Source organism: Bradyrhizobium yuanmingense, from assembly GCF_029167105.1.
Lineage (GTDB): Bacteria > Pseudomonadota > Alphaproteobacteria > Rhizobiales > Xanthobacteraceae > Bradyrhizobium > Bradyrhizobium yuanmingense_A.
Window position 1 is genome coordinate 26,184 of sequence record NZ_JARFML010000009.1, and the last position, 25,642, is coordinate 51,825.

Sequence of the window (25,642 nt, forward strand, 5' to 3'; positions counted from 1 at the left end):
ATAGCTTCTTCTGACGCCCCAAACGGGAAGGTCGGTTCAAGGTGGTCAGAGTTTTGCCAAATTCAAGCCGGGCCGCGTCAAACTATTGGTGAATTCGCCCCCAACCGTTATTGCGGGCATGATCCGAATGGGGGCAGAGCAGATTTGACCATCACCACCGACCAACTGCGCGCGCGCGCCGCGGGATCTTTTTGGCTGCGGCTGGCGGCGGTGGCCTTGCCCCTTCTCTTGCCCCTCCTGATGATCGCGCCGGCGGTCTGGAACGGCTATCCGCTGCTGCAATGGGATACCGGCGGCTATCTCGCGCGCTGGTACGAGGGCTATCTCGTTCCCAGCCGCTCCACAATCTTCGGCCTCTATCTGCATTATGGCGAGGGTTCCGGCTTCTGGATCAACCTCGCGGTCCAGTCGCTGGCGACGCTGTGGCTGCTGCAGCTCACGCTCCGCGTGCTGGGATTGATGCAGACCTTCCGCTTCGTCGCGATCAGCCTCTCCCTGATGCTGTCGACCGCGCTGCCCTGGCTTGCGAGCATGCTGCTCACCGACATCTTTGCCGGGCTCTCGGTGCTGTCGCTGTTCCTGCTGGTAATCGGCGCAAGCCGCACCTCGGCGCTGGAGAAGACATCTTTGTTCGTCTTCACCGCCTTTGCCGCGGCGACCCACAGCGCCACGCTCGGCGTGCTGCTGGGGCTGTGCGTCGCAGGGTGGATGGTGCGGCCGTTCGTGGGCGCGCGGCTGCCGCTCGCCGGGTTGACGCAGGCAAGCCTCACCATCGTCGCAGGCGGCGTGATGCTGGTGTCGGCAAATTACGCCCTGTCCGGCAAGCTGGCCTGGACGCCCGGCGGCTACGGCGTCGCCTTCGGCCGCATGGTGCAGGACGGCATCGTTGCGCAATATCTCAACGACCGTTGTCCGCGCGAACGTTACAAGCTGTGCCCCTATCGCAACGAGCTGCCGGCGAGCGCCGACGAATTCCTGTGGGGCAAGAGCGTGTTCAACACGCTCGGCCGTTTCGCAGGCATGAACGAGGAGATGGGCACCATCGTCGTGCAGTCGCTGAAGGACTATCCGGCCTGGCAGGCCGGCGCGGCGCTGCGCGCGATGGGCCAGCAATTGCTGCATGTGGCGACCGGTGAAGGCACCGACGGCTGGATCCCGCACACCCGCGGCATCATCGAGCGCTACATCCCCGCACAGGCCGCGCCGATGCGCGCGGCGCGGCAGCAGAACTGGGGCGTCAATTTCGACACCGTGAACTGGCTGCATGTCCCGGTCGCGCTGGCCTCGATGCTGGCGCTGGTCGCGCTGCTAGGCCATGCGCTGGCGAACCGCCGGCTGGACGACCTGACGCTGCTGGCAGCAACCGTGACGCTGGCGCTGCTCGGCAACGCCTTCATCTGCGGCGTGATCTCAGGGCCCCATGATCGCTATGGCGCGCGCATGGTGTGGGTGGCGACGTTCGTGGTGCTGATGGCGCTGGCGCGGCGTTGGGGCGATGATGCCAAAGCGGAATGAACTTTGGTTAGATCGCGACAACGAGATACGCCCCTCTCCCGCTAGCGCAGGGCTATCGCGTATGACTTTTCGGACGACCTGAGCACGCGCCTCGTCTTTCGAGGTGACCGCAATGTCGTAATTTCACATCGCCTTGGCGAGCGCGAACAGCCGGAAATCTTCGAGCGCCGCGTGCCGATGCGGGGCGACTTCGCGCCGGTAGATCTCGGTGTCGACGATCGAGCGGAAGGTGGCGAAATCGCCGTATTCATTGAGCGCCGCTTCGTCCCAGCGCTCGCCCGGCGCGCCTACGAGGCTCGTCAGGACCGGGCCGGAAAACATCCGCGCGAGCGGCTTACCTTCCGCCAGACGCCGGAATGCCGGCCTGTAGCGTTCATGAAAGGCTTCGCGGCCCGTGCATGGCGCGGCGTCGAAGCCATCCTCGTAACGCGCCTGCGCGCGGTAGCGCAGCAGATTGAGCATATAGACCGGCTGGCCGGGTGGAATCGCCCGCTCGGCGGCGTCGAGGGCTTGGAGAGTGATTTCGATTGGGTTCATCAGACTTCCCGCGGCTTTAGCGCTTGCAGAATGCGCGCTGCCTCTCCCTAGCTAACGGTTCAGGGCCGGCGCTTGTAGTGACTGTGCAGCCATGATTATGTGGACTCCATGTCCACAACCACCTTGCCTCCCGACCTCTCGCGCCTCCTCGCCTTCGTCCGCGTCGTCGAAGCGGGCTCCTTCGCCGAAGCCGCGCGGCGGGCCGGGACGACCACCTCGGCGATGTCCAAGGCGGTCGCTCGCTTCGAAAAGGCCCACGGGCTGCGGCTGTTGCATCGCTCCACCCATTCGCTGGCGCTGACCGAAGAGGGCGACAGGCTGATGACGGCGGGACGCGCGCTGGCCGAAAGCCTCACCCGTGTCCAATCCGCCCTCGGCGAAGTCGCGCGCGACGATGGCGGACGGGTGCGCGTGACCGCCCCCGCCTCCTTCGCGCGCGCCTGCATCCTGCCGCGGCTGCCCGCGTTCCTGCGGGAACGGCCGGAAATCGAGATCGAGGTCAAATTCCGCAACGAGATTCTCGATCTCGCGGCGGAAGGCGTCGACGTCGCGATCCGCACAGGGCCCCTCGATCGCGCGCCCGGCCATCAGGCGCGGCGGCTTTGCACCTTCTCCTGGATCGCCTGCGCCTCGCCCGCCTATCTGAAGGCGCGCGGCGCGCCGGCCACTCCCTTTGAGCTTTCCGCGCACGACCACGTCGGCTTCCGCAATCCCGCGAGCGGTCAGATCCTGACCTGGCGCTTCGCCGACCCGCGCGGCAAAGGACCCATTCGCATCACGCCCAAGCCCAAGCACATTTGCGACGACGCGCACGCTGCGCTCGCCTTGATCGCGAATGGGTTCGGGATCGGCTGGGGGCCAGCGTGGCTCGTTGGCGAAGACCTTCGCGCCGGCCGGCTGGTCGAAGTGCTGGCGCCCTGGCGCGCGCCTGGGGAACCGCTATGGATGCTGCGCACCTCGGACCGCCGCCCGCCCCTGCGCACGCAGCGCGTCATGTCGTTCCTCAAGACGCTTCCCGCAGGGTTCAGCGACAAGTTGGCGTGAAGCAGCGGTCGACACCGACATTGAGGCGCTGAGAAGCTGAGCTAGAGGTCCTAGGGATTTGCCGACTCAGCCGCGGCGTGAAAGGAAATCGAGCACGCCGGTCTTGTAAACCTTGTCGCCGACTGCACGCATGTGGTCGCGATTGGGAATATCGAGTACTTCGGAATTCGGTATGATCGCGCCGAGCGCGCTGGCTGAGCCCGCGACGTCGTCGGTCGAGCCGACTGCGATCAGCACCGGCACCTCGATGCGCGCGGCCTGCTGTCTCGTCATGAGATCGCGCGTGCCGCGCAGGCACGCGGCGAGCGCGCGGCGGTCGGAGCGGGTCTGGTCGGCGAACGCGCGAAACGTGCGGCCGACGGGATCGGTGACGTCGTCCAGCGCGGGCGCCTCCAGCGCCTTGGCGACGTTCTCGCCGGGGCCGGTGCCCTCGATCAGGCCGCCGATGCCGATGCCGCCGAGGATCGCCGAGCGCAGGCGCTGCGGCTCATTGAGCGCCAGCCAGGCCGTCATCCGCCCGCCCATCGAATAGCCCATGATGTCGGCCTGCGGGATGGCGAGATGATCCATCAGCGCGAGCACGTCGCCGGCCATCACGGGTATGGAATATTGCGCGGGCTCGTAGAGCTTTGCGCTCTCGCCGTGGCCGCGATTGTCGAGCGCGATGACGCGGCGGCCGTTCTTGCGCAGCTCCGAAACCCAGGTCGGATAGACCCAGTTCACGTTCTTGCTGGAGGCAAAGCCGTGCACCAGGATGATCGGATCGCCCTCGCCTTCGTCGAGATAGGCAATTTCAACGGCGCCGTTGTGAAAGCTCGGCATCAGCAGTTCCGTGAGGTGTTGAGGGGAATGACGCGATCTTAGAGCACGATCCGGCAAAGTGTGCAGCGGTTTTCCGGCAACATCATGCTCAAACAATAGCCTGAAGCGGATCGCGCCTCAGGCCATCGCGGCCGCGTTAGCCAAAGCAGCGTCGGCCGCCATCTGCGCGCGGCGAAGCCGCCGCGCCCGCCTGCGATCGCACCAGGCCTGGGTCAGGCGCTCGGTCGTCGCCTTGATGGAGGAGAGCAGGCCGAACAGCGTCACGACCGCACCAAACAGCCACATCGCCAGATCGAACGCGCCGCCGACGAGCAGCAGCGCGCCGCGGCCGAGCAGCTTGATGATCGCGCGCGTCTTGCCGCTTTGCGCTTCCGCAAGCCGCGCGGCGCGCGCAACGTCCTTCGGGCCTTCGGCGATGCGGAGCGTATCCATCGCCCCGCGCGTGCCGGTCTTTCCGGCGACGCGCGTGACGTCCTTGCCGAGCCGGACCAGCACACCGGCCTTCTCGGCCCGGAACGCGGCCTTGATCGCGCTCACGGTCTGGCCCGGCCGCAGCACCGAGCCCGATGCCACGGCATGGCGCAGCATCGGCGCATCGACGACCTCGCGCGCGGACCGGCCGGCCCATGCGGCGAGCCCCTCGCCGAGCCGTCCGAGCTTGCGCGCATCCTTCACCAGCGTCAGTCCGGCGCGCACCGGCGCGGCACCGCCGACGGAGACGTAGGTTGCCGCCGTCACCGCAAGGCCGGCGGCCGCAAGGGAGAGCACGAGGCGGTCGGTGTCCTCGCCCATGGCGAGGTGCTTGCCTTCGCGCACCACGTCCCTGATGTCGCCGAACACGAAGAGATCGCCGGCGACCGTTCCTGAGAGGCTCGCGACGTCGTCCGCGTTGCCGGTGACGAGACCGGTGGCGAAGCGCTTGGCGAAATGCGCGGTGGAATTCTCCGCTTTCACGGCATCAGTGACGCGGCTCAAGAGGTCGTCGGGAAGCGCGATGTTGCGCTCGCGCGCCAGCGTGACGAAACTGTCGGCGAGATCGGCATCGCCGGCCGCGAGCGCGGCCTCGATATTGTCCTGAACCAGACGGTCGTTATGCCGGAGCAGCGCATCGAGCTTCAGCTCGGAGAGCGCGGCGGGATCATCCTGGGCGGCCAGGATCGCGCCGGCCTCGCGGGCATGCGGCGCCACCTGCGCGAGCACGAAGCCGCACACGGCCATTCCCGCCAACGCCGTACTGATTCGCAGCCACTTCATGTGGAAAAGCCCGGATGCCCTTAAGATCGCTTGCGCGGAACACTACGTCTTTCGTCCCGGTTTCACGCAACCACAGAGATAGTATGCCAAAATTGCGACACAACGTCCCCGACGAAAGAAGGGCTTCTCTCAGGCCGCAAGATTGTGTCGAATTTGCATGAGCAAATGAGCATGGGGCGCTTGCGAAGCATTTCGGTTCCGCTGGACTAGCAATCACCTGTACCCGCCAGTATGGTCCGCAGCGCCTCAAAGATGCCGCGTCAGTTCGTGATTGTATCTGCCGCCATTGCCACTCCAGGATGAACTTCGATGTCCGACCATGTCGTCCCGCACTTCCATAACGATGCCGGTGTCTCCGTCATCGAGATCGGCTCGCAAGAGTTCATGTGCGTGGGCGCCAATCCTCCGTTCGACCATCCGCACGTCTTCCTCGACCTCGGCAACGACAACGAGATCATCTGCCCCTATTGCTCGACGCTGTACCGCTTCGCGGCCGACCTGAAGCCGGGCGAAGCCCGCCCGCCGGAATGCGTGCTGCAGGACAAGGTGGCCTGACCGCGTCCATCGGTTAAGGGGTGGCGCTCTCCCGAACGATTGTCATCGCCGGTGCCGGCATCGGTGGCCTGACGGCCGCGCTCGCGCTCGCCGCCCGCGGCTTCCGCATCGTCGTGCTGGAGAAGGCCGAACGCCTCGAGGAGGTCGGCGCCGGCCTGCAGCTCTCGCCCAATGCCAGCCGCGTGCTGGTCGAGCTCGGCCTCACCGAACGCCTCAAACTGCGCGCCGTCACCCCGGAAGCGCTCTCGATCATGAGCGCGCGCGCCGGCGGCGAGCTGCTGCGCATGCCGCTCGGCGAAGCCGCCTCGCTGCGCGCCGGAGCGCCCTATTGGGTGGTGCACCGTGCCGACCTGCAAGCGGCCCTCGCCGGCGCCGTCGCCGACCATCCCGATATCGACCTGAAGCTGGGCGCGACCTTCGAGGATGTCGCGCCTCACGCCAAGGGCCTGACCGTGGTTCATCGCAGCGGCACGATCCGCCGCAGCGATCTCGCCAGCGCGCTGATCGGCGCCGACGGCATCTGGTCGACGGTGCGCCAGCATCTGTTCCCCGAGGTGCAGCCGCGCTTTTCCGGCCTGATCGCCTGGCGCGGCACGCTCGATGCCACGCAATTGCCGAAGGACTATACCGCGCGCCGGGTGCAGCTCTGGATGGGACCGAACGCCCATCTGGTCGCCTATCCCATTGCGGGCGGGCGCCAGATCAACGTGGTCGCGGTGCTGCCGGGCACCTGGAACCGGCCGGGCTGGAGCACGCCCGGCGATGCCCGCGAGGTGATGGACGCCTTTGCCGGCCGACGTTGGCCGCCGGCGGCGCGGATGCTGCTCGCCGCGGTCGACAGCTGGCGCAAATGGGCGCTGTTCGGCGTGCCGGACGGCTGTCCCTGGAGCAAGGGTTCGGTGGCGCTGCTCGGCGATGCCGTGCACGCGATGCTGCCGTTCGCAGCGCAAGGGGCCGGCATGGCAATCGAGGATGCCGCCGTGCTCGCCCGGCATTTGAGCCTGGAGGCCGCCGAGAGCAGCAAAGCGGTTGCCGCCGCGCTGACGCAATACGGCCGTGCCCGCCAGGGGCGGGTACGGCGGGTGCAGCGGACCGCGCGGCAGCAGGGCCGCATCTATCATCTCAAGGGGCCGCTCGCGCTCGCACGCGATGTTGCGATCCGCGCGCTCGGCCCGCAGCGCATGCTGGCGCGACAGGACTGGATCTACGGCTGGCGGCCCTGATGCGACGCGCCGCCGGCGCGGCGCCTCAGCGAGCCGCTTTGCCGGATTTCGATGCGGATTTGGCGCTGGCCGCGGGCGATGCCGGAGGCGCCTCGGGCGGCGTCTCCCGGCATCTGTTGCGGCGCCAGGCGTCCTCGGCCAATTGGGCCTGCCCGCGCACCGCGACATAGTCGTTGCGATAAGCGAGCTCGGACACGACGGCGCCGCCCGCCCCCGTCTCGGCCTTGTCCATCAGTCGCTGCAAATCGGCGGTGCGATTGGCCAGGTTCTTGCGCTCAGCCTCCAGCTGCTTGCAATCGTACAATTCGTACTTGGCGGGATCGGCAAAGGCCGGTGCGATCGTCTCGCTCACGCCGGCACAGCCGGACAGCGCGAGGCAAGCCGCAAGCAACGCGAACAGCGCGCCAAATCCGCGCAGCGAAAAGGAAAACGAAGCAGCCATGCCGGATGAATAGCCCCCGTGGATTGAGAATGCCTAAAGCAGCAACAGATGTCCGGATTGAGGCTTTGCCTTGTGCCCCCGGCTCGCTTAAGGAAGAACCGTCCCTTCGGCGGCGAACGCGCCAATTCCAGACGCCGGAACGGACTTAAGTGTTTGATCTCGTTGGATCAAGCGGGCATGGCGGAATTGGTAGACGCAAGGGACTTAAAATCCCTCGGTGCGCAAGCGCTGTGCCGGTTCGACCCCGGCTGCCCGCACCACTCGATGAATTATCCCCGCTCCAGCCGCTCGGGCTCTGCGCGAAAATCCAGCAGCACGATCCAGAAGCAGATCAGCGCGCTGACGAGGAGGATGAAGGTGCCCTCGATCGGCGCGCCCAGAAGCGAGACCAGTGCCGGGAAGGCGAGGCCGACGCCGAGGATGGCGGCGAGCGCCAGGGGCGGAAGATCGACGATGAGGATCGCGGCAAGAAGCGCAAGCTCGAAGAAGGCATATTCCTTCAGACGCGGCGAGCTGAGATAGAGCGCGAACATGGCGAGCACCGTGATGCGCATGGCCGTGCGCGGGTGATCCATCAGCCAGCGATCGAGCTGCGTCAGGAGCGATGCCCCTTCCCGCACCGGTCCGCTCGCGGCCGCGCGCAGGACGGACAGAGCGAACGGCACGAGCACGAGCGCGAGTGCCGCGAACGCATAGGCCGCCAACATCGCCGGCTTGCCGTCACCGAAGCCGGCCTGGACCATGAGGTCACGCGCCAACAGCAACAGCGACGGATTGGTCTCCACAAGACCGACGGCATGCTGGCCGGGAATCTGTCCTGCGATCGCGAGCAGCCAGCTCGCGAACAGATCGGGATACAGCAAGCGCGACAGCGCGAGCGGCAACGCGAAGGCGAACGCGGCCACCGCGATCAAGGCCAGCTTGCGGTCGCGTGGCAGCGGCAGGAAATAGAGCGCCGCCAGCACCGGGACGAACACCAGCTTGAACGAGGTCACGAGGCCGAGCAGCGCAGCACCGGCGAGGCGCGAGGAAAAGTTCGAACTCTGTTCGGACGCGAACGGACGAAGCAGGAGCTTCAGCGCGATCGCGGTCAGCACTCCGCTCAACAGCGCAAAATTCCCCGACGCCACCATAAATTCGAAACCGACGAACGCGCCGAGCGCGCAGAGCACCTTCAAGCCGGCATCGCGCGCGCTGGCACGCGTCCGGCCAAGGCCGGGCAAAAGCAGCGCGCAGAGCACGGCGAGGACGAGATAGATGCTTCGGTAATGATCGAGCAGAACGCCGCCCGCGCAGAGCGGACGGAAGACGTCCAGCGTCACCGGCAGATAGGGATAAGAATAAGTGGTGCCCTTCAGGTTCTTGACGAAGTAGGGATCGAGCCCGTCGGCATGCGCATCGACCGCCGCGCAATTGACCCGGACGTCCCAGCCATATGGCAGGTCGAGCGCGGCATCGTTGGCGAGATTGCCGAGCGCCAGCAGCGCCGTCAGCGCGACCACGCCGGCAAGCCAGACGTTGCGCCTGCCAGCCTTGGCCGCAGGCGCCAACCATCGTGCTGCACCGGACATGTCGGACAAGGGCGATACCCTGTTTGGCCTCTCACGGCGCCGTTGCGGCAGCCGGTCCAACCACAATGGACAGGACGGGTTGCCGATTCATCTCCCCGCCGTGCCGCGCCCGATCTTATGGTGAATCCCTGGTTGCAGGCCCAGCCCTCCGGCGACGCGGCTTCGGAAAACGCTGCGATGTGCGCGGCGATGCGGTCGAGGATGGCCATCAGGCCGGCGACGGGCCCTCACCCGCTTTTGACCGCCCCTGCTCCGCCTGCCAGCCATCCCGAAACATGGGTTGTGCAACGCAGCATCGGGGCTAGATAACTGGCTTGATTGCAGGGGTAAGCTTCTTGTCCGACGTCAATGCCGACGCTTGGGTGTCCTCGGGACACCGCCCAATGGGTTTTCCGGAATTCGTCATCGTGATCGCGTCCATCATGGCGCTGAATCCGCTCGCGATGGACATGATGCTGCCGGCGTTGCCCAATATCGGCGCCGCCTTCAAGATTCCCGTCGAGAACCATCTGCAACTGGTGCTGTCGACCTTCCTGATCGGCTTCGGCGCCGGTCAGTTCGTCATGGGTCCCCTGTCGGACCGTTTTGGACGCCGACCGGTGCTGCTCGGCGGCATGGCGGTCTATGCGGTGGCGAGCGCGCTGGCGGTTGCCGCGCCCTCGTTCGAGACGCTGCTGCTGGCGCGTGCGCTCCAGGGGCTCGGCACCGCGGCGACGCGCGTGATCGCGACCTCGATCGTGCGCGATTGCTATGTCGGCCGCCGCATGGCGAGCGTGATGTCGCTTGCCATGATGGTGTTCATCGCGGTGCCGGTGGTCGCCCCCTCGTTCGGACAGGCGGTGCTGCTGGTGACGGCGTGGCGCGGCATCTTCGTCGTGCTGATGCTGTACGGCCTGCTCGCGCTCGCATGGTGCGTGCTGCGGCTGCCTGAAACTCTCCCCCAGTCGGAGCGCCGATCGCTGGCGCCCGCCGACGTGCTCTCGGCGTACCGGCAGACCGTGACCCATCGCCAGACCATCGGCTATGCCACGGCTGCCGGCAGCGTGATGGGCGCGCTGTTCGCCTACGTCTTCTGCGCCCAACAAATCTTCACCGGCATCTATCACCTCGGCCACTACTTCCCGCTCGCTTTCGCGGCGATCGCGGCCGGCGTCGCCATTGCCGGATTCCTCAATGCAAGGCTGGTCGGGCGGCTCGGCATGCGCGTGATCTCGCACGGCGCGCTGACGCTCTACACGGCCGTGGCCGCCGTGATGCTGCTGACGGAAAGCCTCGGCGTGCTGCCGCTCGCCTTGTTCATGGTGCTCTCAGCCCTGATGATGTTCTCGTTCGGCATGATGGTCGCCAACTTCACCGCACTGGCGATGGAGCCGCAGGGCCACATCGCCGGCACCGCCTCCTCGCTCTACGGCTCGATCACCACGCTGATCGGGATCGTGGTCGGCATGGCGATCGGGCAGAGCTTCGACGGCACGCTGCTGCCGTTCTCGATCGGCTTCTTCCTGTCCACCCTCGCCGCGCTGGCGATCGTGCTGGTGGTCGAGAAGGGACGGCTGTTCAGGCCGCAACATCGTCCCGTCTGAGGAACTTCCCTCTCCTCTCGATGTTGTACTGCAGCAATCGAGAGGATGCCGAGATGGAACAAGAGAGCAGACGAGATCAGCCCGCGACGGAGCTCGAGCAGCCCACGTTGCAGCAGGCCGAAAAGCGGCCAGACGGAAACCTGCCATTCGCAAGTGAAGGGCTTGAGCAGGTGCGCGACAGCCATTGCTAACGCAAGTTCGCGCGAGGAATCTTTCAAAGAAACGGCGCCGCAGGAAACCTGCGGCGCCGTTCGCTTTACTGGAACTTCGCTTTACTGGAACCAGGTGTCCCGCTTACTCCGACTTGTCGACGTTCCAGAACACCGGGGTCGCGGGACCGTCGAGCACACCGTTCAGCGACTTGCGCCAGCCGCTCGCGATCAGATACTGCCCGAGCGGAATGTAGATCACCTGCTCATAGGCCTGCTTCTGGATGTCGGCGGCGATCTTCTTCTGATCGTCGACCGAGGCGGCGCGGACGAAAGCGTCCTTGAGCTGCTCGATCTTGGCATCCTCCGCCCAGCCGAACCAGCCCTTCTTGCCAAGGCCGCTGATCGAGAGATTGGCGATCGGGTTCGAGACGTCGGCCGCGACCCAGTTGGTGAAGAACATGTTCCAGCCGCCTTCCTTCGGCGGCTTCTGGCTGGCGCGGCGGCTCACCACCGTCTGCCAGTCGGTCGCCTGCAGGTCGACCTTGAAGCCGGCCTCGCGCAGCAGCTGGGCCGCAACGATCGGCTGCGCCTTCAACGTCGTGACGTCGCCAGGGGCCATGATCACGATCGGCGTGCCGTCATAGCCGGACTCGGCGAGCGCCTTCTTGGCTTGCGCCATGCCGTTCCCCTTGATCAGGGTCTCGGAGCCCACATCGGTCGCGAGCGGCGTGTCGCACACGAAGAAAGCGCCGCAGATCTTTTGGTACTTGGCATTGCCGACCAGCGCGTCGAGCACGTCCTTCTGGTTCATCGCCAGCAAGGCAGCCCGCCGCACCTTCACGTTGTCGAACGGCGGATGAAGGAAGTTCATCCGGCCGAGGGTCTGAAAGCCGAACTTGTTCAGGACCTCGATCTTGAGCTCCTTGTTCGCTTCCAGCACCGGCAACATGTCGAAGGGCAGGTTCTCCATGAAGTCGATGTCGCCCGACTGCAGCGCGTTCACCGCGGTCTGCGAGTCCGGCATGGTGATCCATTCGACGCGGTCGACCTTCACCACCTTGCCGCCGGAGGTCCAGCTCGCCGGCTCCTTGCGCGGAACGTAATCGGTGTTCTTGACGTAGACCGCCTTCACGCCGGGCTGGAATTCGCCCTGCACGAACTTGAAGGGGCCCGAGCCGATCTGCTCGGGAATCTGCTTGTCCGCCGGCGTCTCCGCAAGGCGCTTCGGCATCATGAAGGCCACGCGCGAGGACGGCTTGCCGATGGAATCGAGGACGAGCCCATAGGGCTCCTTCAGCTTCAGCGTGATGGTCTTGGCGTCGGTCGCCTCGATGCTGGCGGTGAAGTCCATGAGCTTCTGGCCCATGCCGTCGACCGCGGCCCAGCGCTTCAGCGAGGCGACGCAATCTTCCGCCGTCACCGGCGCACCATCATGCCACTTCAGACCGTCGCGCAGCGTGAAGGTGTAGGTGAGCTTGTCGTCGGAGATCTTCCAGTCCGCCATCTGCGGCTGGACCTTGAAGTTCGAATCGGTGGCCACCAGCGTGTCGTAAACCATGTAGCCATGGTCACGCGTGATGTAGGCCGTGGTGAAGATCGGGTCGATGATGCGCAAATCCGAGTGCAGCACCGCCGTGAGGGTCTTGCCGGCCGCGAGCACCGGCGAGGCCAGTGCGGTCGAAAGCGCGACGACCGACAGCGCGAGTGTGGAGGCGAACGCGCGAGGCCCCCGGCGCATGAGATGGAACATGGAAAGTTCTCCTGACGTGAAACTGTTCAAAGGCAGGTTATTGATTGAGCATGCAGTCCGTTCGTTGGGCGAACTAACCTCATGCAATGCCTTTATCTTTTCGAGACTTGCAGACAGTGCCGAGCGCGTCAATCCGGTTTCGTTGCAAGCCCTTGCGGCGCAGGCACGGGCTCCACAGGGATGGATTTGGCTCTACAACACCTCCACACGTCCTGCCCGCGCCGATGCAATGTGCGTTCCATCTTTCCAAGCTCGAGAGACATTGAGATGAATCCTGCCAATCTCCCCTTTGATTCCGAGGCAATGCTCGCGGGCCTGCGCACCTGGGTCGAATGCGAAAGCCCGACCTGGAACGCGGGCGCCGTGGACCGCATGCTCGATATCGCGGCGCGGGACATGGCGATCATGGGTGCGACGATCGAGCGCATCGCCGGTCGCCAGGGCTTTGGCGGCGTGATCCGCGCGCGCTTTCCGCATCCGAAGCAGGGCGAGCCCGGCATCCTGATCGCCGGACACATGGATACCGTCCACCCGGTCGGCACGATCGAGAAGCTGAAATGGCGGCGCGAAGGCAACAAGTGCTACGGCCCCGGCATCTTCGACATGAAGGGCGGCAATTATCTCTCGCTGGAAGCGATCCGGCAGCTGGCGCGCGCATCGTTCACCACGCCGCTGCCGATTACCGTGCTGTTCACGCCGGACGAGGAAGTCGGCACGCCCTCGACACGCGACATCATCGAGGCCGAGGCCGCGCGCAACAAATACGTGCTGGTGCCGGAGCCCGGCCGCGCCGACAACGGCGTCACCACCGGACGTTACGCCATCGCACGCTTCAACCTCGAAGCGACGGGCCGACCGAGCCACGCCGGCGCCACGCTGTCGGCGGGACGTTCGGCGATCCGCGAGATGGCGCGGCAGATTCTCAACATCGACGCCATGACGACGGAGGACTGCACCTTCTCGGTCGGCGTCGTGCATGGCGGCCAGTGGGTCAATTGCGTCGCCACTACCGCGACCGGCGAAGCGCTGTCGATGGCCAAGCGCCAGGCCGATCTGGATCGCGGTGTCGAACGGATGCTGGCGCTGTCGGGCAGCAACGACGACGTCACCTTCAAGGTCACCCGCGGCGTGACGCGGCCGGTTTGGGAGCCGGATGCCGGCACCATGGCGCTGTATGAGAAGGCGCGCGGCATCGCCAGATCTCTTGGCATGGAACTGCCGCATGCAAGCTCCGGCGGCGGCTCCGACGGCAACTTCACCGGCGCGATGGGAATCCCGACGCTCGACGGCCTCGGCGTGCGCGGCGGCAATGCCCACACGCTCGAGGAGTATATCGAAGTCGAGAGTCTCGTTGAGCGAGGCCGCCTGATGGCGGGGCTGCTGGCGACGCTGGAGTGATCCAGGAGACCCCGTCATGGCCGGGCTTGACCCGGCGATCCACGCCTTTGCCACCGAACGCGAAGAAAGACGTGGATGCCCGGGTCAAGCCCGGGCATGACGACCATTGGGGGTCCCGGCCCTCGTGGCACGGGAATTGCTGAAATGTTAGGCTGGTGGCAGAACTGACCTCGCGGCTGCCGCCGATTTGACTCTAAACTGACGGATCCAACTTGCTCGGATATCTCCTTCGCCGAATTCTCGCCGCCGTGCCCGTGATGGGCGTGGTCGCGCTGTTCGTTTTCCTCCTGCTCCGCCTCACCCCCGGCGATCCCGCCGCGATCCTCGCCGGCGACAACGCGACCCCGGAACGGCTGGAGCGCATCCGCGAATCGCTCGGCCTCAACGAGCCGCTGATCGTGCAGTTCATCACCTGGGTGAACAAGCTGCTGCACGGCGACCTCGGGACGTCGCTGATCTCCAATTTGCCGGTGATGAAGATGATCGGCCAGCGCGTCGAGCCATCGATCTCGATCGCGCTGTGCACCATCATCCTCGCCGTCGTCGTCGCAGTTCCCTTGGGGGTGATCGCGGCGTGGAAGCACGGCACCTGGATCGACCGTTTCGTGATGGGTCTGTCCGTGCTCGGCTTCTCGGTGCCGGTGTTCGTGGTCGGCTATGTCCTCATCCAGGTCTTCGCGATCGAGCTGCGCTGGGTGCCGGTGCAGGGCTTCCGTAGCATCTTCAACGGCTTCGGTCCGTTCTTCGAGCGCATGATCCTGCCGACCTGCGCGCTGTCCTTCATCTACGTCGCACTGATCGCGCGCATGACGCGTGCGGCGATGCTCGACGTGCTCGGCGAAGACTACGTGCGAACGGCGCGCGCGAAGGGCATCAACGAGGTTGCGGTGATGATGCGCCATGCGCTGCGCAACGCCGCCGTGCCCGTGATCACCGTGATCGGCACCGGCTTTGCGCTCTTGATCTCCGGCGTCGTCGTCACCGAGAGCGTGTTCAACATCCCCGGCATCGGGCGTCTCACCGTCGATGCGGTGCTGGCGCGCGACTATCCGGTGATCCAGGCGATGATCCTGCTGACCTCGCTGATCTACGTCGTCGTCAATCTTCTCATCGACGTCGCCTACACCCTGCTCGATCCCCGGATCCGGTACTGAGGCAAGGACAAGAACAAAATGTCGGTCGATACCCTTCCCCAGTCCTCCATTCCGATCACGTCGCCGCTGCGGCCGCGCTTCGGATTCCTCACCTCGACGCCGATCATCGCCGCGGCGACATGCCTGCTCGCTCTGATCGTCGTGGTCTCGATTCTCGCGCCGCTGATCGCGCCGCATGATCCGATCCAGCTCGCCCCGTCGCAGCGGCTCAAGCCAACTTCCGCACAGTTCCTGCTCGGCACCGACGCCTACGGCCGCGACGTGTTGTCGCGCGTGATCTATGGCGGCCGCATCTCGCTTCTGATCGGCATCGGCGCGGCGATCCTTTCGATCGCCATCGGGCTCGCGATCGGCCTCGTCTCCGGCTTCTTCAAGCTGGTCGATTCCGTGATGATGCGCGTCATGGACGGCCTGATGGCAATGCCGAGCATCCTGCTCGCGATCGCTGTGGTGTCGCTGTCAGGCGCCAGCCTCTGGACCGTGCTGATCGCGATCACGATCCCCGAGATTCCGCGCGTTGCACGCCTGGTCCGCTCGGTCGTGCTGTCGGCCCGCGAGGAGCCTTACGTCGAGGCCGCGATCTCGGTCGGCTCGAGCCTGCCGAAGATCATGTGGCGCCACCTGATGCCGAACACGATCGCGCCGCTGATCGTCCAGGGCACCTATATCTGCGCCAGCGCCATCCTGACCGAGGCGATCCTCTCCTTCCTCGGCGCCGGCATCTCGCCGGAGACACCGACCTGGGGCAACATCATGGCCGAGGGCCGCCAGTACTTCCAGATCAAGCCGTCGCTGATCTTCTGGCCGGGCCTGCTGCTCTCCATCGCCATCCTCAGCATCAACCTGATCGGCGATGCCGCCCGCGACGCCCTCGATCCGCGCATGAAGCAGCGGGAGGGGAAGTGAGGTTCCTCAGTTTCGTCATTCCGGGGCGCGACGAAGTCGCGAACCCGGAATCCATTTCAACACCGGCACTGCGGCCCGATGGATTCCGGGCTCGTGCTGCGCACGCCCCGGAATGACGGCGGAGAGATTGACGTGACCGACACCATCCTCGACATCAACAACCTCGTCGTCTCCATCGGCAAGCAGCCGAAAGGCGCCAACATCATCGACGGCATCTCGATCCAGGTGCGCGAGCGCGAGACGCTGTGCCTCGTCGGCGAGAGCGGCTCGGGCAAGTCGGTGACCTCGCTCACCACCATGGGCCTGCTGCCGAAGGGCACGCTGGTGCCGACCGGCGGCAGCGTGAAGCTGGTCGGCGAGGAGCTGCTCACCGCCACCGACCGCCGCCTGCGCCAGCTGCGCGCGACCAAGATGGCGATGATCTTCCAGGAGCCGATGACTGCGCTCAATCCGGTGGTTCCGGTCGGGCGCCAGATCGACGAGGTGCTCCGCGCCCACACCAGCCTCGACGCCAAGGCGCGCAAGCAGCGCATCCTGGACATGATGGAGCAGGTGCGCCTGCCCCAGGTCGAGCGCATCTTCGCCTCCTATCCCCACCGCCTCTCCGGCGGCCAGCGCCAGCGCATCATGATCGCGATGGCGCTGGTGCTGGAGCCGAAGCTGCTCATTGCGGACGAGCCGACCACCGCGCTCGACGTCACCACACAGAAGCAGATCCTGACCCTGATCCGCGACCTCCAGCGCGATCACGGCACGGCGGTGCTGTTCATCACCCATGATATGGGCGTGGTGGCCGAGATTGCCGATCGCGTCGCGGTGATGCGGCAGGGCCGCCTGGTAGAGACCGGCCCGCTCGAGACCGTGCTGCGCAATCCGACCATGGAATACACCCGCAACCTGCTCTCCTCGGTGCCGAGCCTGGTGCCGCGGGCGCCGCGCGAGGAAACCCGCGAGCCCGTGGTGCTGGAGGCCAACGAGCTCAGCAAGGTCTACAAGGAGCGCGCCTTCTTCGGCAAAGGCCGCGAGGTCGTCGCTGCCGACAAGGTCACGCTCACCTTGCGCAAGGGCCGCACCCTCGGCATCGTCGGCGAAAGCGGCTCGGGCAAATCGACGGTTGCGCGCTGCATCGTGCGCCTGATCGATCCGACCTCAGGCGGCGTGCGCCTCGCCGGCCGCGAGATCGCCGACATCTCGCGCCGCCTGCTGCAGCCGCACCGGCAGAAGATCCAGATCGTATTCCAGGATCCCTATCGTTCGCTCAATCCGCGCGTCACCGTCGGCGAGAGCATCGCCGAAGGCCCGGTCAACTACGGCGTGGCGCACGCCGACGCGATGAAGCGGGCGCGCGAGTTGCTCGAGCTGGTCGGCCTGCCGCCGGATGCGGTGTCGCGCTATCCGCACCAATTCTCCGGCGGCCAGCGCCAGCGCATCGCGATCGCCCGGGCGCTCGCACTCGATCCGGATGTGCTGGTCGCGGACGAAGCGGTTTCCGCGCTGGACGTCTCGGTGCAGGCGCAGGTGCTGGAGCTGCTCGACGAGATCCAGAAGCGGCTCGGCATCGCCATCCTGTTCATCACCCACGATTTGCGTGTCGCAGCCCAGATCTGCGACGAGGTCGTGGTAATGCAGCACGGCCGCGTCGTGGAACAGGGACCGGCCGCCGAAGTGCTGACGCATCCGAAGGAGGCCTACACCAAGGCGCTGCTGGATGCGGCGCCGGGGCGAGGCTGGGATTTTGCGAACTTCCGGCCGGTGGCGGAAGGCGTGGGGGCGAGCGCGTAGGTCTCACCCCCTCGTCATTGCGAGCCAACGGGTCCGCGCGAAGCGCGGCCCGATGACAGGCTCCGCGAAGCAATCCAGAATCCCTCGCCGGAAAGACTCTGGATTGCATCGCTACGCTCGCAATGACGGTGTGCGCGGCAGCATTCCCAAAACAGCTTGAGGCCATGCACGACACGATGGCCTCTCACCTTGCTCTCCTCACGAGGGCAAGGCTAACGTCGCGCACTTTCAATTGGGACTGAACTGAATGACACGCATCGCCGTCGGCGGCTTCCTGCACGAGACCAACACCTTCGCTCCGACCAAGGCGACCTTCGCCGACTTCCAGCATGGCGGCGGCTGGCCGGCGATGACGCAAGGTAGCGACGTCTTGAAGGTGATGCGGCGCATCAATGTCGGGCTCGCCGGTTTCGTCGACAGCGCCGAGGCGAACGGCTGGGAACTCGTTCCGACGATCGCCTGCGGCGCGAGCCCGTCGGCGCATGTCACCAAGGATGCCTTCGAGCGCATCGTGAAGGTCATGGTCGACGGCATCGCAGCCGCCGGCCCGATCGACGCCGTCTATCTCGACCTGCACGGCGCGATGGTGACCGAGCATCTCGACGACGGCGAAGGCGAAATCCTCGCGCGCGTGCGCCGCGTCATCGGCAAGGACGTTCCGCTGGTCACCAGCCTCGATCTGCATGCCAACGTCACGCCCGAGATGATGGAGCATGCCGACGCGCTGATCGCCTACCGGACCTATCCGCATGTCGACATGGCCGAGACCGGCCGCGCCTGCGCGCGCCATCTCGCGCTGCTGCTGCAGACGAAGCAGCGCTTCGCAAGGGCGTTCCGGCAATTGCCATTCCTGATCCCGATCAGCTGGCAATGCACCAACGACCAGCCGACCAAAGGCATCTACGAAAAGCTCGCCGCGCTGGAGAGCGATGCCGTTCCCACCCTCTCCTTCGCGCCCGGCTTTCCCGCCGCCGATTTCCGCGACTGCGGCCCGAGCGTGTTCGCCTACGGCAGGACGCAGGACGACGCCGATCGCGCGGCGGACGCGCTTCTGAAGCTGATCGAAAGCCACGAAGACGATTTCGACGGCAAGATCTGGTCGCCCGATGATGGCGTGCGCCACGCCATGGAACTTGCCAAGAGCGCGCGCAAGCCGATCATCATCGCCGACACCCAGGACAATCCGGGCGCCGGCGGCGATTCCGACACGACGGGCATGCTGCGCGCGCTGGTGCGCAACAAGGCGAGTGCCGCAACCGGCGCGATCTACGATCCGGAATCGGCCAAGGCCGCGCACGCAGCCGGCGTCGGCGCCACCGTGACGCTGTCGCTCGGCGGCAAGTCCGGCATCCCCGGCGACAAGCCCTATCGCGAGACGTTCGTGGTCGAGCAGCTCTCAGACGGCCGCTTCATCGCGCCCGGTCCCTACTACGGCGGCCGCGAGATGGAGATGGGCCCGTCCGCAGCCTTGCGCATCGGCGATGTCCGCATCGTCGTCTCCTCGCACAAGGCCCAGCTCGCCGACCAGGCGATGTACCGCTATGTCGGCATCGAGCCGACCGAACAGAAGATCCTGGTCAACAAGAGCTCCGTGCATTTCCGCGCCGATTTCGAGCCGATCGCCGAGAAGCTGATGATCTGTGCCGCGCCCGGTGCGATGCCGGCCGACACCGCCTCGCTCCCCTGGACGCGCCTGCGCCCGGGCATCCGCATCAAGCCGAACGGCCCCGTGTTCAACCCTCCCTCACGCTAACCGGACAGGACCACATGCCCACGATCGATCGCATCGACGGCTACGCCGACGAGCTCACCGCAATCAGGCGCGACCTCCACGCCCACCCCGAGATCGGCTTCGAGGAAGTGCGCACCTCCGGCATCGTCGCCGACAAGCTGAAGAGCTGGGGCATCGAGGTGCATCGCGGCCTCGGCGGCACCGGCGTGATCGGCATCATCAAGGGCAAGGGTACGGGCAGCAAGCGCATCGGGCTTCGCGCCGACATGGACGCGCTGCCGATGGAAGAGAACACCAATCTGAAGTGGAGCTCGAAGATCCCCGGCCGCTTCCACGGCTGCGGCCATGACGGCCACACCACCATGCTGCTCGGCACCGCGCGCTATCTCGCCGAGACCCGGAACTTCGACGGCACCGTACATCTGATCTTCCAGCCGGCCGAGGAAGGCCTCGGCGGCGCCCGCGCCATGATCAAGGACGGGTTGTTCGAGAAATTTCCCTGCGACGAGCTCTACGGCCTGCACAACGCGCCCGACCTCAACCATGGCGAGATCGCGATCCTGCCGGGACCTGCGATGGCCGGCGCCGATTTCTTCGACCTGCGCATCACCGGCTACGGCGCGCATGGCGCGATGCCCGAGCGCTCCAAGGACGCGGTGGTCATCGCGACGACGCTGGCGCAGGCGATCCAGACCATCGTCAGCCGCAACGTCGAGCCGCTGCAGGCCGCGGTGATCTCGATCACCCAGATCCATGCCGGCTCGGCTTACAACGTCATTCCGGGCGATGCGCATCTGTGCGGCACCATCCGCACCTTCTCGAACGAAGTCCGCGCCCTGATCGCCGAGCGCATCCGCACCATCTGCGCCGGCATCGCCGCCGCCTATCAGTGCACGATCGAAGCCGACATCCGCGACACGTTCGGTGTTCTGGTCAACCAGGTCGAGCAGTCCAAGGTGGTCGAGGAGGTCGCGCGCACGATCGTCGATCCCGCCAACGTGATCACCCGCATCCAGCCGAAGATGGGCAGCGAGGATTTCGCCGACATGCTGGAGACGATTCCCGGCGCTTACTTCTGGGTCGGCCATGACGGCTCGGTGCCCGTGCACAATCCCGGCTTCGTGCTCGACGACAAGATCCTGCCGATCGGTGCCAGCATGTTCGCCCGCATCGTCGAGACGCGCATGCCGGTGGGTGGCAATGCATAAAAAGAGCGTCGAGGAAGCGGTCACCTCGCTGCACGATCTGTCCGCGGTCGACCTGATCGCGGGTTATCGTGCCAAGCAGTTCTCGCCGAGCGAGGTGCTGGAAGACGTGCTCGCGCACGTCGCGGCGTGGGAACCGCATCTGAATGCGCTCTACGCGTTCGACCCCGATGGCGCGCGAGAGGCCGCAAAGGCCTCGACCGCGCGCTGGACCGGCGGCGAGCCCTCCGGGCCGCTCGACGGCGTACCCGTGACGGTGAAGGACAACATCGCGACCAAGGGCGTGCCGGTGCCGCTCGGCGCGGCCAGCGTCAAGCTCGTCCCGGCCGAGAAGGACGCACCGCCAGCCGCGCGGCTGCGTGAGGCCGGCAGCATCATCTTCGCCAAGACCACCATGCCCGATTACGGCATGCTGTCCTCCGGGCTCTCCTCGTTCCATGCGCTCGCGCGCAACCCGTGGGACCTCAGCAAGAACCCGGGCGGCTCCAGCGCCGGTGCAGGCGCCGCCGCCGCGGCCGGCTACGGGCCCCTGCATCTCGGCACCGATATCGGCGGCTCGGTTCGCCTGCCCGCCGGCTGGTGCGGCCTCGTCGGCCTGAAGCCGAGTTTTGGCCGCGTGCCGATCGACCCGACCTATGTCGGCCGTGTCGCCGGCCCGATGACCCGCACGGTCGACGATTGCGCGCTGATGATGAGCGCGATCGCAAAGCCCGACCGGCGCGACGGCATGAGCCTGCCGGCCGAGCTGCTGAACTGGAAGGGGCTGGAGAAATCTCCGCGCAAGCTGCGCATCGGGTTGATGCTCGATCCCGGCTGCGGCCTGGCGCTGGAGAAGCCGGTGCGCGAGGTCGCGGTGAAGGCCGCGAAGGCGTTCGAGTCCGCAGGCAGCGTCGTCACCGAGGTCGACGGCATCCTGACGCGCGAGATGCTCGACGGTCTCGACGATTTCTGGCGCGCGCGGATGTGGGACGATCTGTCCAAGCTGACGCCGGCCGAGCAGGCCAAGGTGCTGCCTTACATCTTCAAATGGGGCGAGTCCGGCGCGAAGCTCTCGGGCGTCGATGTCATCCGCGGCTTCAACCAGACCATGGCGATCCGCGCGGCTGCGGCGAAGCTCTTTTGCGAGCTCGACTACGTGATCTCGCCGACCGCGCCGAACGTGAACTATCCGGCGGAATGGGCGTCGCCGACCAACGATCCCATGAAGCCGTTCGAGCACATCGCCTATACCGTGCCATGGAATATGTCGGAGAACCCGGCGATCTCCCTCAACGGCGGCTTCGACGCCAAGGGCTTTCCCATCGGCGTGCAGATCGTCGGCCGCCGCTTCGACGACATCGGCGTGCTCGGCATGGCCAAGGCTTTTGAAGGCCTGCGCGGCCCGCAGCGGCCCTGGCCGAAGCCGCCGGCCAAGTAGAGACGCGCCTCTAGCGTCTCAGCACAACTCGTCATGCGCGGGCTCGACCCGCGCATCCATCCTCTTCAAAAAAAGATGGATTGCCGGGTCAAGCCCGGCAATGACAGAATTGATTCAAGAATGACAAGGAAGGAGACCACCATGGCGTATGAGACGATCAAGTACGAGGTCGCCGATCAGATCCTCACCATCACGCTGAACCGGCCCGACAAGCTCAACGCCTTCAACGCGCAGATGCAAGCCGAGCTGATTGATGCCTTCGACGCAGCCGACAAGGATGACAATGTCCGCGCCATCATCGTCACCGGCGCTGGCCGCGGCTTTTGCGCGGGCGCCGATCTCTCCTCCGGTGCCGACACCTTCGACCGCGACGCGCGGCGCGGGCCGGTCAAGCGTTTTGCCGACGGCAAGGTCGACTATAGCGACCCTCAGGTGCGCGACGGCGGCGGCCAGGTGACCTTGCGCATCTTCAAGTGCCTCAAGCCCGTGATCGCGGCGGTGAACGGCCCGGCCGTCGGCATCGGCGTCACCATGCAGCTTGCGATGGATATCCGCATCGCCTCGGAGGCTGCGCGGTTCGGCTTCGTGTTCTCCCAGCGTGGCATCGTGCCCGAGGCGGCCTCGAGCTGGTTCCTGCCGCGCATCGTCGGCATCTCGCAGGCGCTGGAATGGTGCTATTCGGGCCGCGTCTTCCCGGCCCAGGAAGCGCTTGCGGGCCGCCTCGTCAGCAGAGTGGTCGCGCCGGACGATCTGCTGCCGACCGCCCGCGCGCTCGCCAAGGAGTTTGCGGCAAAGACCGCGCCGGTGTCGGTCGCGCTGATCCGCCAGATGATGTGGCGCATGATGGGCGCCGACGATCCCATGGAAGCCCACAAGGTCGACAGCCGCGGCATCTACGCCCGCGGCCGCTCCGACGACGTCAAGGAAGGCGTGGTGTCATTCCTGGAGAAGCGGCCGGCGCAATTCAAGAACAAGGTCTCGACCGACATGCCCGACTATTTCCCGTGGTGGACGGAGCGGGAGTATAAATAGCTCAGGGTCATTCCGGGGCTCGCGAAGCGAGAACTATGGTGCGCGATTGCGCACCTGAGAATCTCGAGATTCCGGGTTCGATGCTCCGCATCGCCCCGGAATGACGACGGTAGAAACTAATCCATCACCAGCGCGACCCGTCCGATCGCCTTGCGGTCGATCAGCAACCGCATCGCCTTCGCAAATTCTTCCAGCGGCAGGCGGTGCGAGACGTTGGGGCGCAGCTTGCCCTCCTCCGCCCATTGCAACAGCGCCTTCAGGCGAACCTCGCCGAGTGCAGGATTCTTCCGCACCGCCTCGCCGGCGCGCACGCCAAGCACGCTGGCGCCCTTGATCAGCAGGAGATTGGTCTTGGCCGAGCCGATGCCGCCGGTGAAGCCGATCACCAGGAGCCGCGCGCCCCAGGCGATGCAGCGCATCGAATCCTCGAAGACCTGGCCGCCGACGGGGTCGAACACGACGTCGGCGCCGCGACCGTCAGTGATGCGCTTGACGGCATCGCGGAACGGCTCGCGGTCGTAGCGGACGAGATGATCGGCGCCGCGCGATTTCGCGATCGCGAGCTTCTCTTCGCTGGAGGCGGTCGCGATCACGGTCGCACCCAGCATCTTGCCGATCTCGACGGCAGCAAGGCCGACGCCGCCGCCGGCGCCGTGGACCAGAAGCACTTCGCCCGGCGCGACCTGGCCGCGATCGACCAGCGCGTGATAGGCCGTGCCGTGGCCGGCGAGATAGGTCGCAGCCTCCGCATAGTCGAAGGTGGACGGCATGGGGGTGAGCTGCGATGGCGTGACCACCGCTTCATCCGTGAAAGCACCAAAGCGCATCTTCACGATGACCTTGTCGCCGACGGCAACGCCGCTTGCCTCCGATCCCACCTCGGTGACGTCGCCGGCCGCTTCCATGCCCGGCGTGAACGGCAGCTCCGGCTTGAGCTGGTATTCGCCGGCGGCCATCAGCACGTCGGGGAAGTTCAGCCCGGCGGCGCGGATGGCGACGCGCACCTCGCCCGGCTTCAGCGCGCGGGGTGGAAACTCTTCCAGCAGCAAACGCTCGGGCGCGCCGAGCTCGCGGCAGACGACGGCGCGCACCATCAGGCCGCGCTCGCCTTGCTGCGCTGAAGCGCTTCGCGGATCAGCGGCAGGCGGTCATTGCCGAAATACATGTCGGTCTTGTTCACGAAGATCGTCGGCGAGCCGAAGCCGCCGCGCGCGATGACCTCCTCGGTATTGGCCTTGAGCTGGTCCTTGATGCCCTGCTCGGCAATGCCGGCGAAGAACTTCTGCTCGTCGATGCCGACCTTCCTGCAGATCTCCGCGAGCACCGCGTCCTGCGAGATGTCCTTGTCCTCGCCCCAATAGGCCTCGAACACTGCTGTCGCGAACGGCACCATGTCCTGACCGACCCAGAGGCAGCCGCGCATCACCTTGACGCTGTTCACCGGAAACACCGTCGGCGGCATCTTGATGGCAAGGCCCGCCGAACGCGCCCAGTCCGCGAGGTCCTTCTGGTAGTAGCGCGCCTTCAGCGGCACCGGCTTCTCGCGCTGCGCGTAGACGCTCGGATTGACCGAATTGAAGATGCCGCCGACCAGGATCGGACGCCAAGTGATGTCGGTCCCGAACTCCTTGGCGAGCGGTTGGATGTTGTGGAAGGCGAGATAGGTCCAGGGGCTGGAGCAGTCGAAGAAGAATTCGATCATGGGGGTTCCTTTGTCTTGTTTCTCTCGATCTCTCCCCCGTCATTGCGAGCGAAGCGAAGCAATCCAAAGATTTTCCGCGGAACCAGTCTGGATTGCTTCGCTGTGCTCGCAATGACGAGGAGGAAGCGGAGGCCTACTTCCTTCCCAACACTTCCTTAGCTCTCTGCCCGAACATGATCTTGCGTGATTCCTCGTCGAACGGCTCTTTCACGAATTTTCCGATCGCAAGCCCCGCCTGCACCTGCGGCCTGGCGCGGACCTCGGCATACCAGCGTTTCACATGGGGATAGTCGTCGAGCGTAAAACCCTGCGCCTTGTGGGTCATGGTCCAGGGGAAACAGGCGATGTCGGCGATGGAATAGTCGCCGGCGACATAGGCGCCGGTCCTGGCCAATTGGCGATCGAGCACGCCGTAGAGCCGCGCCGCCTCGTCGCGATAGCGCTCGATCGCATAAGGGATCTTCTCGGCCGCATAGAGCGCGAAATGGCCATGCTGACCGAGCATCGGCCCGAGGCCCGCCATCTGCCACATCACCCACTGGATCGTGCTGGAGCGGCCGCGCCAATCGGCGGGCAGGAAGCGGCCGGTCTTCTCCGCGAGATAGATCAGGATCGCACCGGTCTCGAACGCCGAGAACGGCGCGCCGCCATCAGCGGGCTCGTGGTCGACGATCGCGGGAATTCGGTTGTTCGGAGAGATTTCCAGGAACGCAGGATTGAACTGCTCGCCGGCGCGGATATTCACGGGGATCACCCGATAGGGAAGCCCGAGCTCCTCCAGCATGATCGAGATTTTCCAGCCGTTCGGCGTCGGCGCATAATAGAGGTCGATCATGACCTGTCCCTTGGCCTTTCCTTTGGGCCTT

22 protein-coding genes and 1 tRNA gene are annotated in these 25,642 nt (G+C 65.8%); 14 read left to right on the top strand and 9 right to left on the bottom strand.

Annotated features, from left to right (window positions below):
• Positions 1 to 144 precede the first annotated feature (144 nt).
• Positions 145 to 1,515 (top strand): hypothetical protein, encoded by a 1,371-nt coding sequence (locus P0R31_RS13530; RefSeq protein WP_275514502.1) that lies wholly within the window; start codon positions 145 to 147, stop codon positions 1,513 to 1,515.
• Positions 1,516 to 1,638: 123 nt separating this feature from the next.
• Here the strand turns inward: P0R31_RS13530 and P0R31_RS13535 are convergent, their stop codons facing one another.
• Positions 1,639 to 2,052 carry a hypothetical protein gene (locus P0R31_RS13535; protein WP_275514503.1) on the bottom strand — a complete coding sequence of 138 codons (414 nt, stop codon included), beginning with the start codon at positions 2,050 to 2,052 and terminating at the stop codon, positions 1,639 to 1,641.
• A gap of 108 nt (positions 2,053 to 2,160) precedes the next feature.
• On the opposite strand from P0R31_RS13535, the gene P0R31_RS13540 reads away from it, so the two are divergent.
• Positions 2,161 to 3,096 (top strand): LysR family transcriptional regulator, encoded by a 936-nt coding sequence (locus tag P0R31_RS13540; RefSeq protein WP_275514504.1) that lies wholly within the window; start codon positions 2,161 to 2,163, stop codon positions 3,094 to 3,096.
• Positions 3,097 to 3,162: 66 nt separating this feature from the next.
• Here P0R31_RS13540 and P0R31_RS13545 read toward each other — a convergent pair whose 3' ends face one another.
• Both P0R31_RS13545 and P0R31_RS13550 read right to left on the bottom strand, forming a co-directional pair.
• Positions 3,163 to 3,918: an alpha/beta fold hydrolase gene (locus P0R31_RS13545; protein ID WP_275514505.1), complete on the bottom strand. Its 756-nt coding sequence runs from the start codon at positions 3,916 to 3,918 to the stop codon at positions 3,163 to 3,165.
• 117 nt (positions 3,919 to 4,035) lie between these two features.
• Positions 4,036 to 5,172, bottom strand: coding sequence for a hypothetical protein (locus P0R31_RS13550; RefSeq protein ID WP_275514506.1), 1,137 nt, complete (start codon positions 5,170 to 5,172; stop codon positions 4,036 to 4,038).
• Positions 5,173 to 5,481: 309 nt separating this feature from the next.
• On the opposite strand from P0R31_RS13550, the gene P0R31_RS13555 reads away from it, so the two are divergent.
• Complete coding sequence (locus P0R31_RS13555; RefSeq protein ID WP_275514507.1) at positions 5,482 to 5,727, top strand: zinc-finger domain-containing protein; 246 nt, start codon at positions 5,482 to 5,484, stop codon at positions 5,725 to 5,727.
• A gap of 20 nt (positions 5,728 to 5,747) precedes the next feature.
• Positions 5,748 to 6,950, top strand: a complete 1,203-nt coding sequence (locus P0R31_RS13560; protein WP_275514508.1) for an FAD-dependent monooxygenase — start codon at positions 5,748 to 5,750, stop codon at positions 6,948 to 6,950.
• Positions 6,951 to 6,975: 25 nt separating this feature from the next.
• On the opposite strand, the gene P0R31_RS13565 is transcribed toward P0R31_RS13560, so the two are convergent.
• Positions 6,976 to 7,392, bottom strand: a complete 417-nt coding sequence (locus tag P0R31_RS13565; RefSeq protein ID WP_275514509.1) for a twin-arginine translocation pathway signal — start codon at positions 7,390 to 7,392, stop codon at positions 6,976 to 6,978.
• A 171-nt stretch (positions 7,393 to 7,563) separates the two neighbouring features.
• On the opposite strand from P0R31_RS13565, the gene P0R31_RS13570 reads away from it, so the two are divergent.
• Positions 7,564 to 7,652 (top strand) — tRNA-Leu (locus tag P0R31_RS13570).
• A gap of 9 nt (positions 7,653 to 7,661) precedes the next feature.
• Here the strand turns inward: P0R31_RS13570 and P0R31_RS13575 are convergent.
• On the bottom strand, positions 7,662 to 8,963 hold the full coding sequence (locus tag P0R31_RS13575; RefSeq protein ID WP_275514686.1) for a hypothetical protein: 1,302 nt from the start codon (positions 8,961 to 8,963) through the stop codon (positions 7,662 to 7,664).
• 335 nt (positions 8,964 to 9,298) lie between these two features.
• Here P0R31_RS13575 and P0R31_RS13580 point away from each other — a divergent pair, with 335 nt between their 5' ends.
• On the top strand, positions 9,299 to 10,546 hold the full coding sequence (locus tag P0R31_RS13580) for a multidrug effflux MFS transporter (RefSeq protein ID WP_275514510.1): 1,248 nt from the start codon (positions 9,299 to 9,301) through the stop codon (positions 10,544 to 10,546).
• A gap of 294 nt (positions 10,547 to 10,840) precedes the next feature.
• On the opposite strand, the gene P0R31_RS13585 is transcribed toward P0R31_RS13580, so the two are convergent.
• The gene (locus P0R31_RS13585) at positions 10,841 to 12,448 is read right to left on the bottom strand and encodes an ABC transporter substrate-binding protein (protein WP_275514511.1); all 1,608 of its coding nucleotides are present in this window, start codon (positions 12,446 to 12,448) and stop codon (positions 10,841 to 10,843) included.
• A 267-nt stretch (positions 12,449 to 12,715) separates the two neighbouring features.
• On the opposite strand from P0R31_RS13585, the gene P0R31_RS13590 reads away from it, so the two are divergent.
• The 8 genes from P0R31_RS13590 (at position 12,716) to P0R31_RS13625 (ending at position 23,074) form a co-directional block, all read left to right on the top strand.
• Positions 12,716 to 13,846 carry a M20/M25/M40 family metallo-hydrolase gene (locus tag P0R31_RS13590; RefSeq protein WP_275514512.1) on the top strand — a complete coding sequence of 377 codons (1,131 nt, stop codon included), beginning with the start codon at positions 12,716 to 12,718 and terminating at the stop codon, positions 13,844 to 13,846.
• A 212-nt stretch (positions 13,847 to 14,058) separates the two neighbouring features.
• Positions 14,059 to 15,000: an ABC transporter permease gene (locus P0R31_RS13595; protein WP_275514513.1), complete on the top strand. Its 942-nt coding sequence runs from the start codon at positions 14,059 to 14,061 to the stop codon at positions 14,998 to 15,000.
• An 18-nt stretch (positions 15,001 to 15,018) separates the two neighbouring features.
• A complete protein-coding gene (locus P0R31_RS13600; protein ID WP_275514514.1) occupies positions 15,019 to 15,906 on the top strand; it encodes an ABC transporter permease in 888 nt (295 codons plus the stop codon).
• A 132-nt stretch (positions 15,907 to 16,038) separates the two neighbouring features.
• Positions 16,039 to 17,688, top strand: a complete 1,650-nt coding sequence (locus P0R31_RS13605) for an ABC transporter ATP-binding protein (protein WP_275514515.1) — start codon at positions 16,039 to 16,041, stop codon at positions 17,686 to 17,688.
• A 247-nt stretch (positions 17,689 to 17,935) separates the two neighbouring features.
• The gene (locus tag P0R31_RS13610; protein ID WP_275514516.1) at positions 17,936 to 19,441 is read left to right on the top strand and encodes a M81 family metallopeptidase; all 1,506 of its coding nucleotides are present in this window, start codon (positions 17,936 to 17,938) and stop codon (positions 19,439 to 19,441) included.
• A gap of 14 nt (positions 19,442 to 19,455) precedes the next feature.
• The gene (locus tag P0R31_RS13615; protein ID WP_275514517.1) at positions 19,456 to 20,628 is read left to right on the top strand and encodes a M20 aminoacylase family protein; all 1,173 of its coding nucleotides are present in this window, start codon (positions 19,456 to 19,458) and stop codon (positions 20,626 to 20,628) included.
• Complete coding sequence (locus tag P0R31_RS13620; RefSeq protein ID WP_275514518.1) at positions 20,621 to 22,042, top strand: amidase; 1,422 nt, start codon at positions 20,621 to 20,623, stop codon at positions 22,040 to 22,042. The genes P0R31_RS13615 and P0R31_RS13620 overlap by 8 nt, the downstream gene beginning before the upstream one ends.
• Positions 22,043 to 22,183: 141 nt before the next feature.
• The gene (locus P0R31_RS13625) at positions 22,184 to 23,074 is read left to right on the top strand and encodes a crotonase/enoyl-CoA hydratase family protein (protein ID WP_275514519.1); all 891 of its coding nucleotides are present in this window, start codon (positions 22,184 to 22,186) and stop codon (positions 23,072 to 23,074) included.
• Positions 23,075 to 23,190: 116 nt separating this feature from the next.
• On the opposite strand, the gene P0R31_RS13630 is transcribed toward P0R31_RS13625, so the two are convergent.
• The 3 genes from P0R31_RS13630 to P0R31_RS13640 form a co-directional block, all read right to left on the bottom strand.
• Positions 23,191 to 24,168 (bottom strand): NADPH:quinone oxidoreductase family protein, encoded by a 978-nt coding sequence (locus P0R31_RS13630; protein WP_275514520.1) that lies wholly within the window; start codon positions 24,166 to 24,168, stop codon positions 23,191 to 23,193.
• Positions 24,168 to 24,776 carry a 2-hydroxychromene-2-carboxylate isomerase gene (locus P0R31_RS13635; protein ID WP_275514521.1) on the bottom strand — a complete coding sequence of 203 codons (609 nt, stop codon included), beginning with the start codon at positions 24,774 to 24,776 and terminating at the stop codon, positions 24,168 to 24,170. Before P0R31_RS13635 ends, P0R31_RS13630 begins: the two co-directional genes overlap by 1 nt.
• A 133-nt stretch (positions 24,777 to 24,909) precedes the next feature.
• Positions 24,910 to 25,611: a glutathione S-transferase N-terminal domain-containing protein gene (locus tag P0R31_RS13640; protein WP_275514522.1), complete on the bottom strand. Its 702-nt coding sequence runs from the start codon at positions 25,609 to 25,611 to the stop codon at positions 24,910 to 24,912.
• Between the last annotated feature and the right edge of the window lie 31 nt (positions 25,612 to 25,642).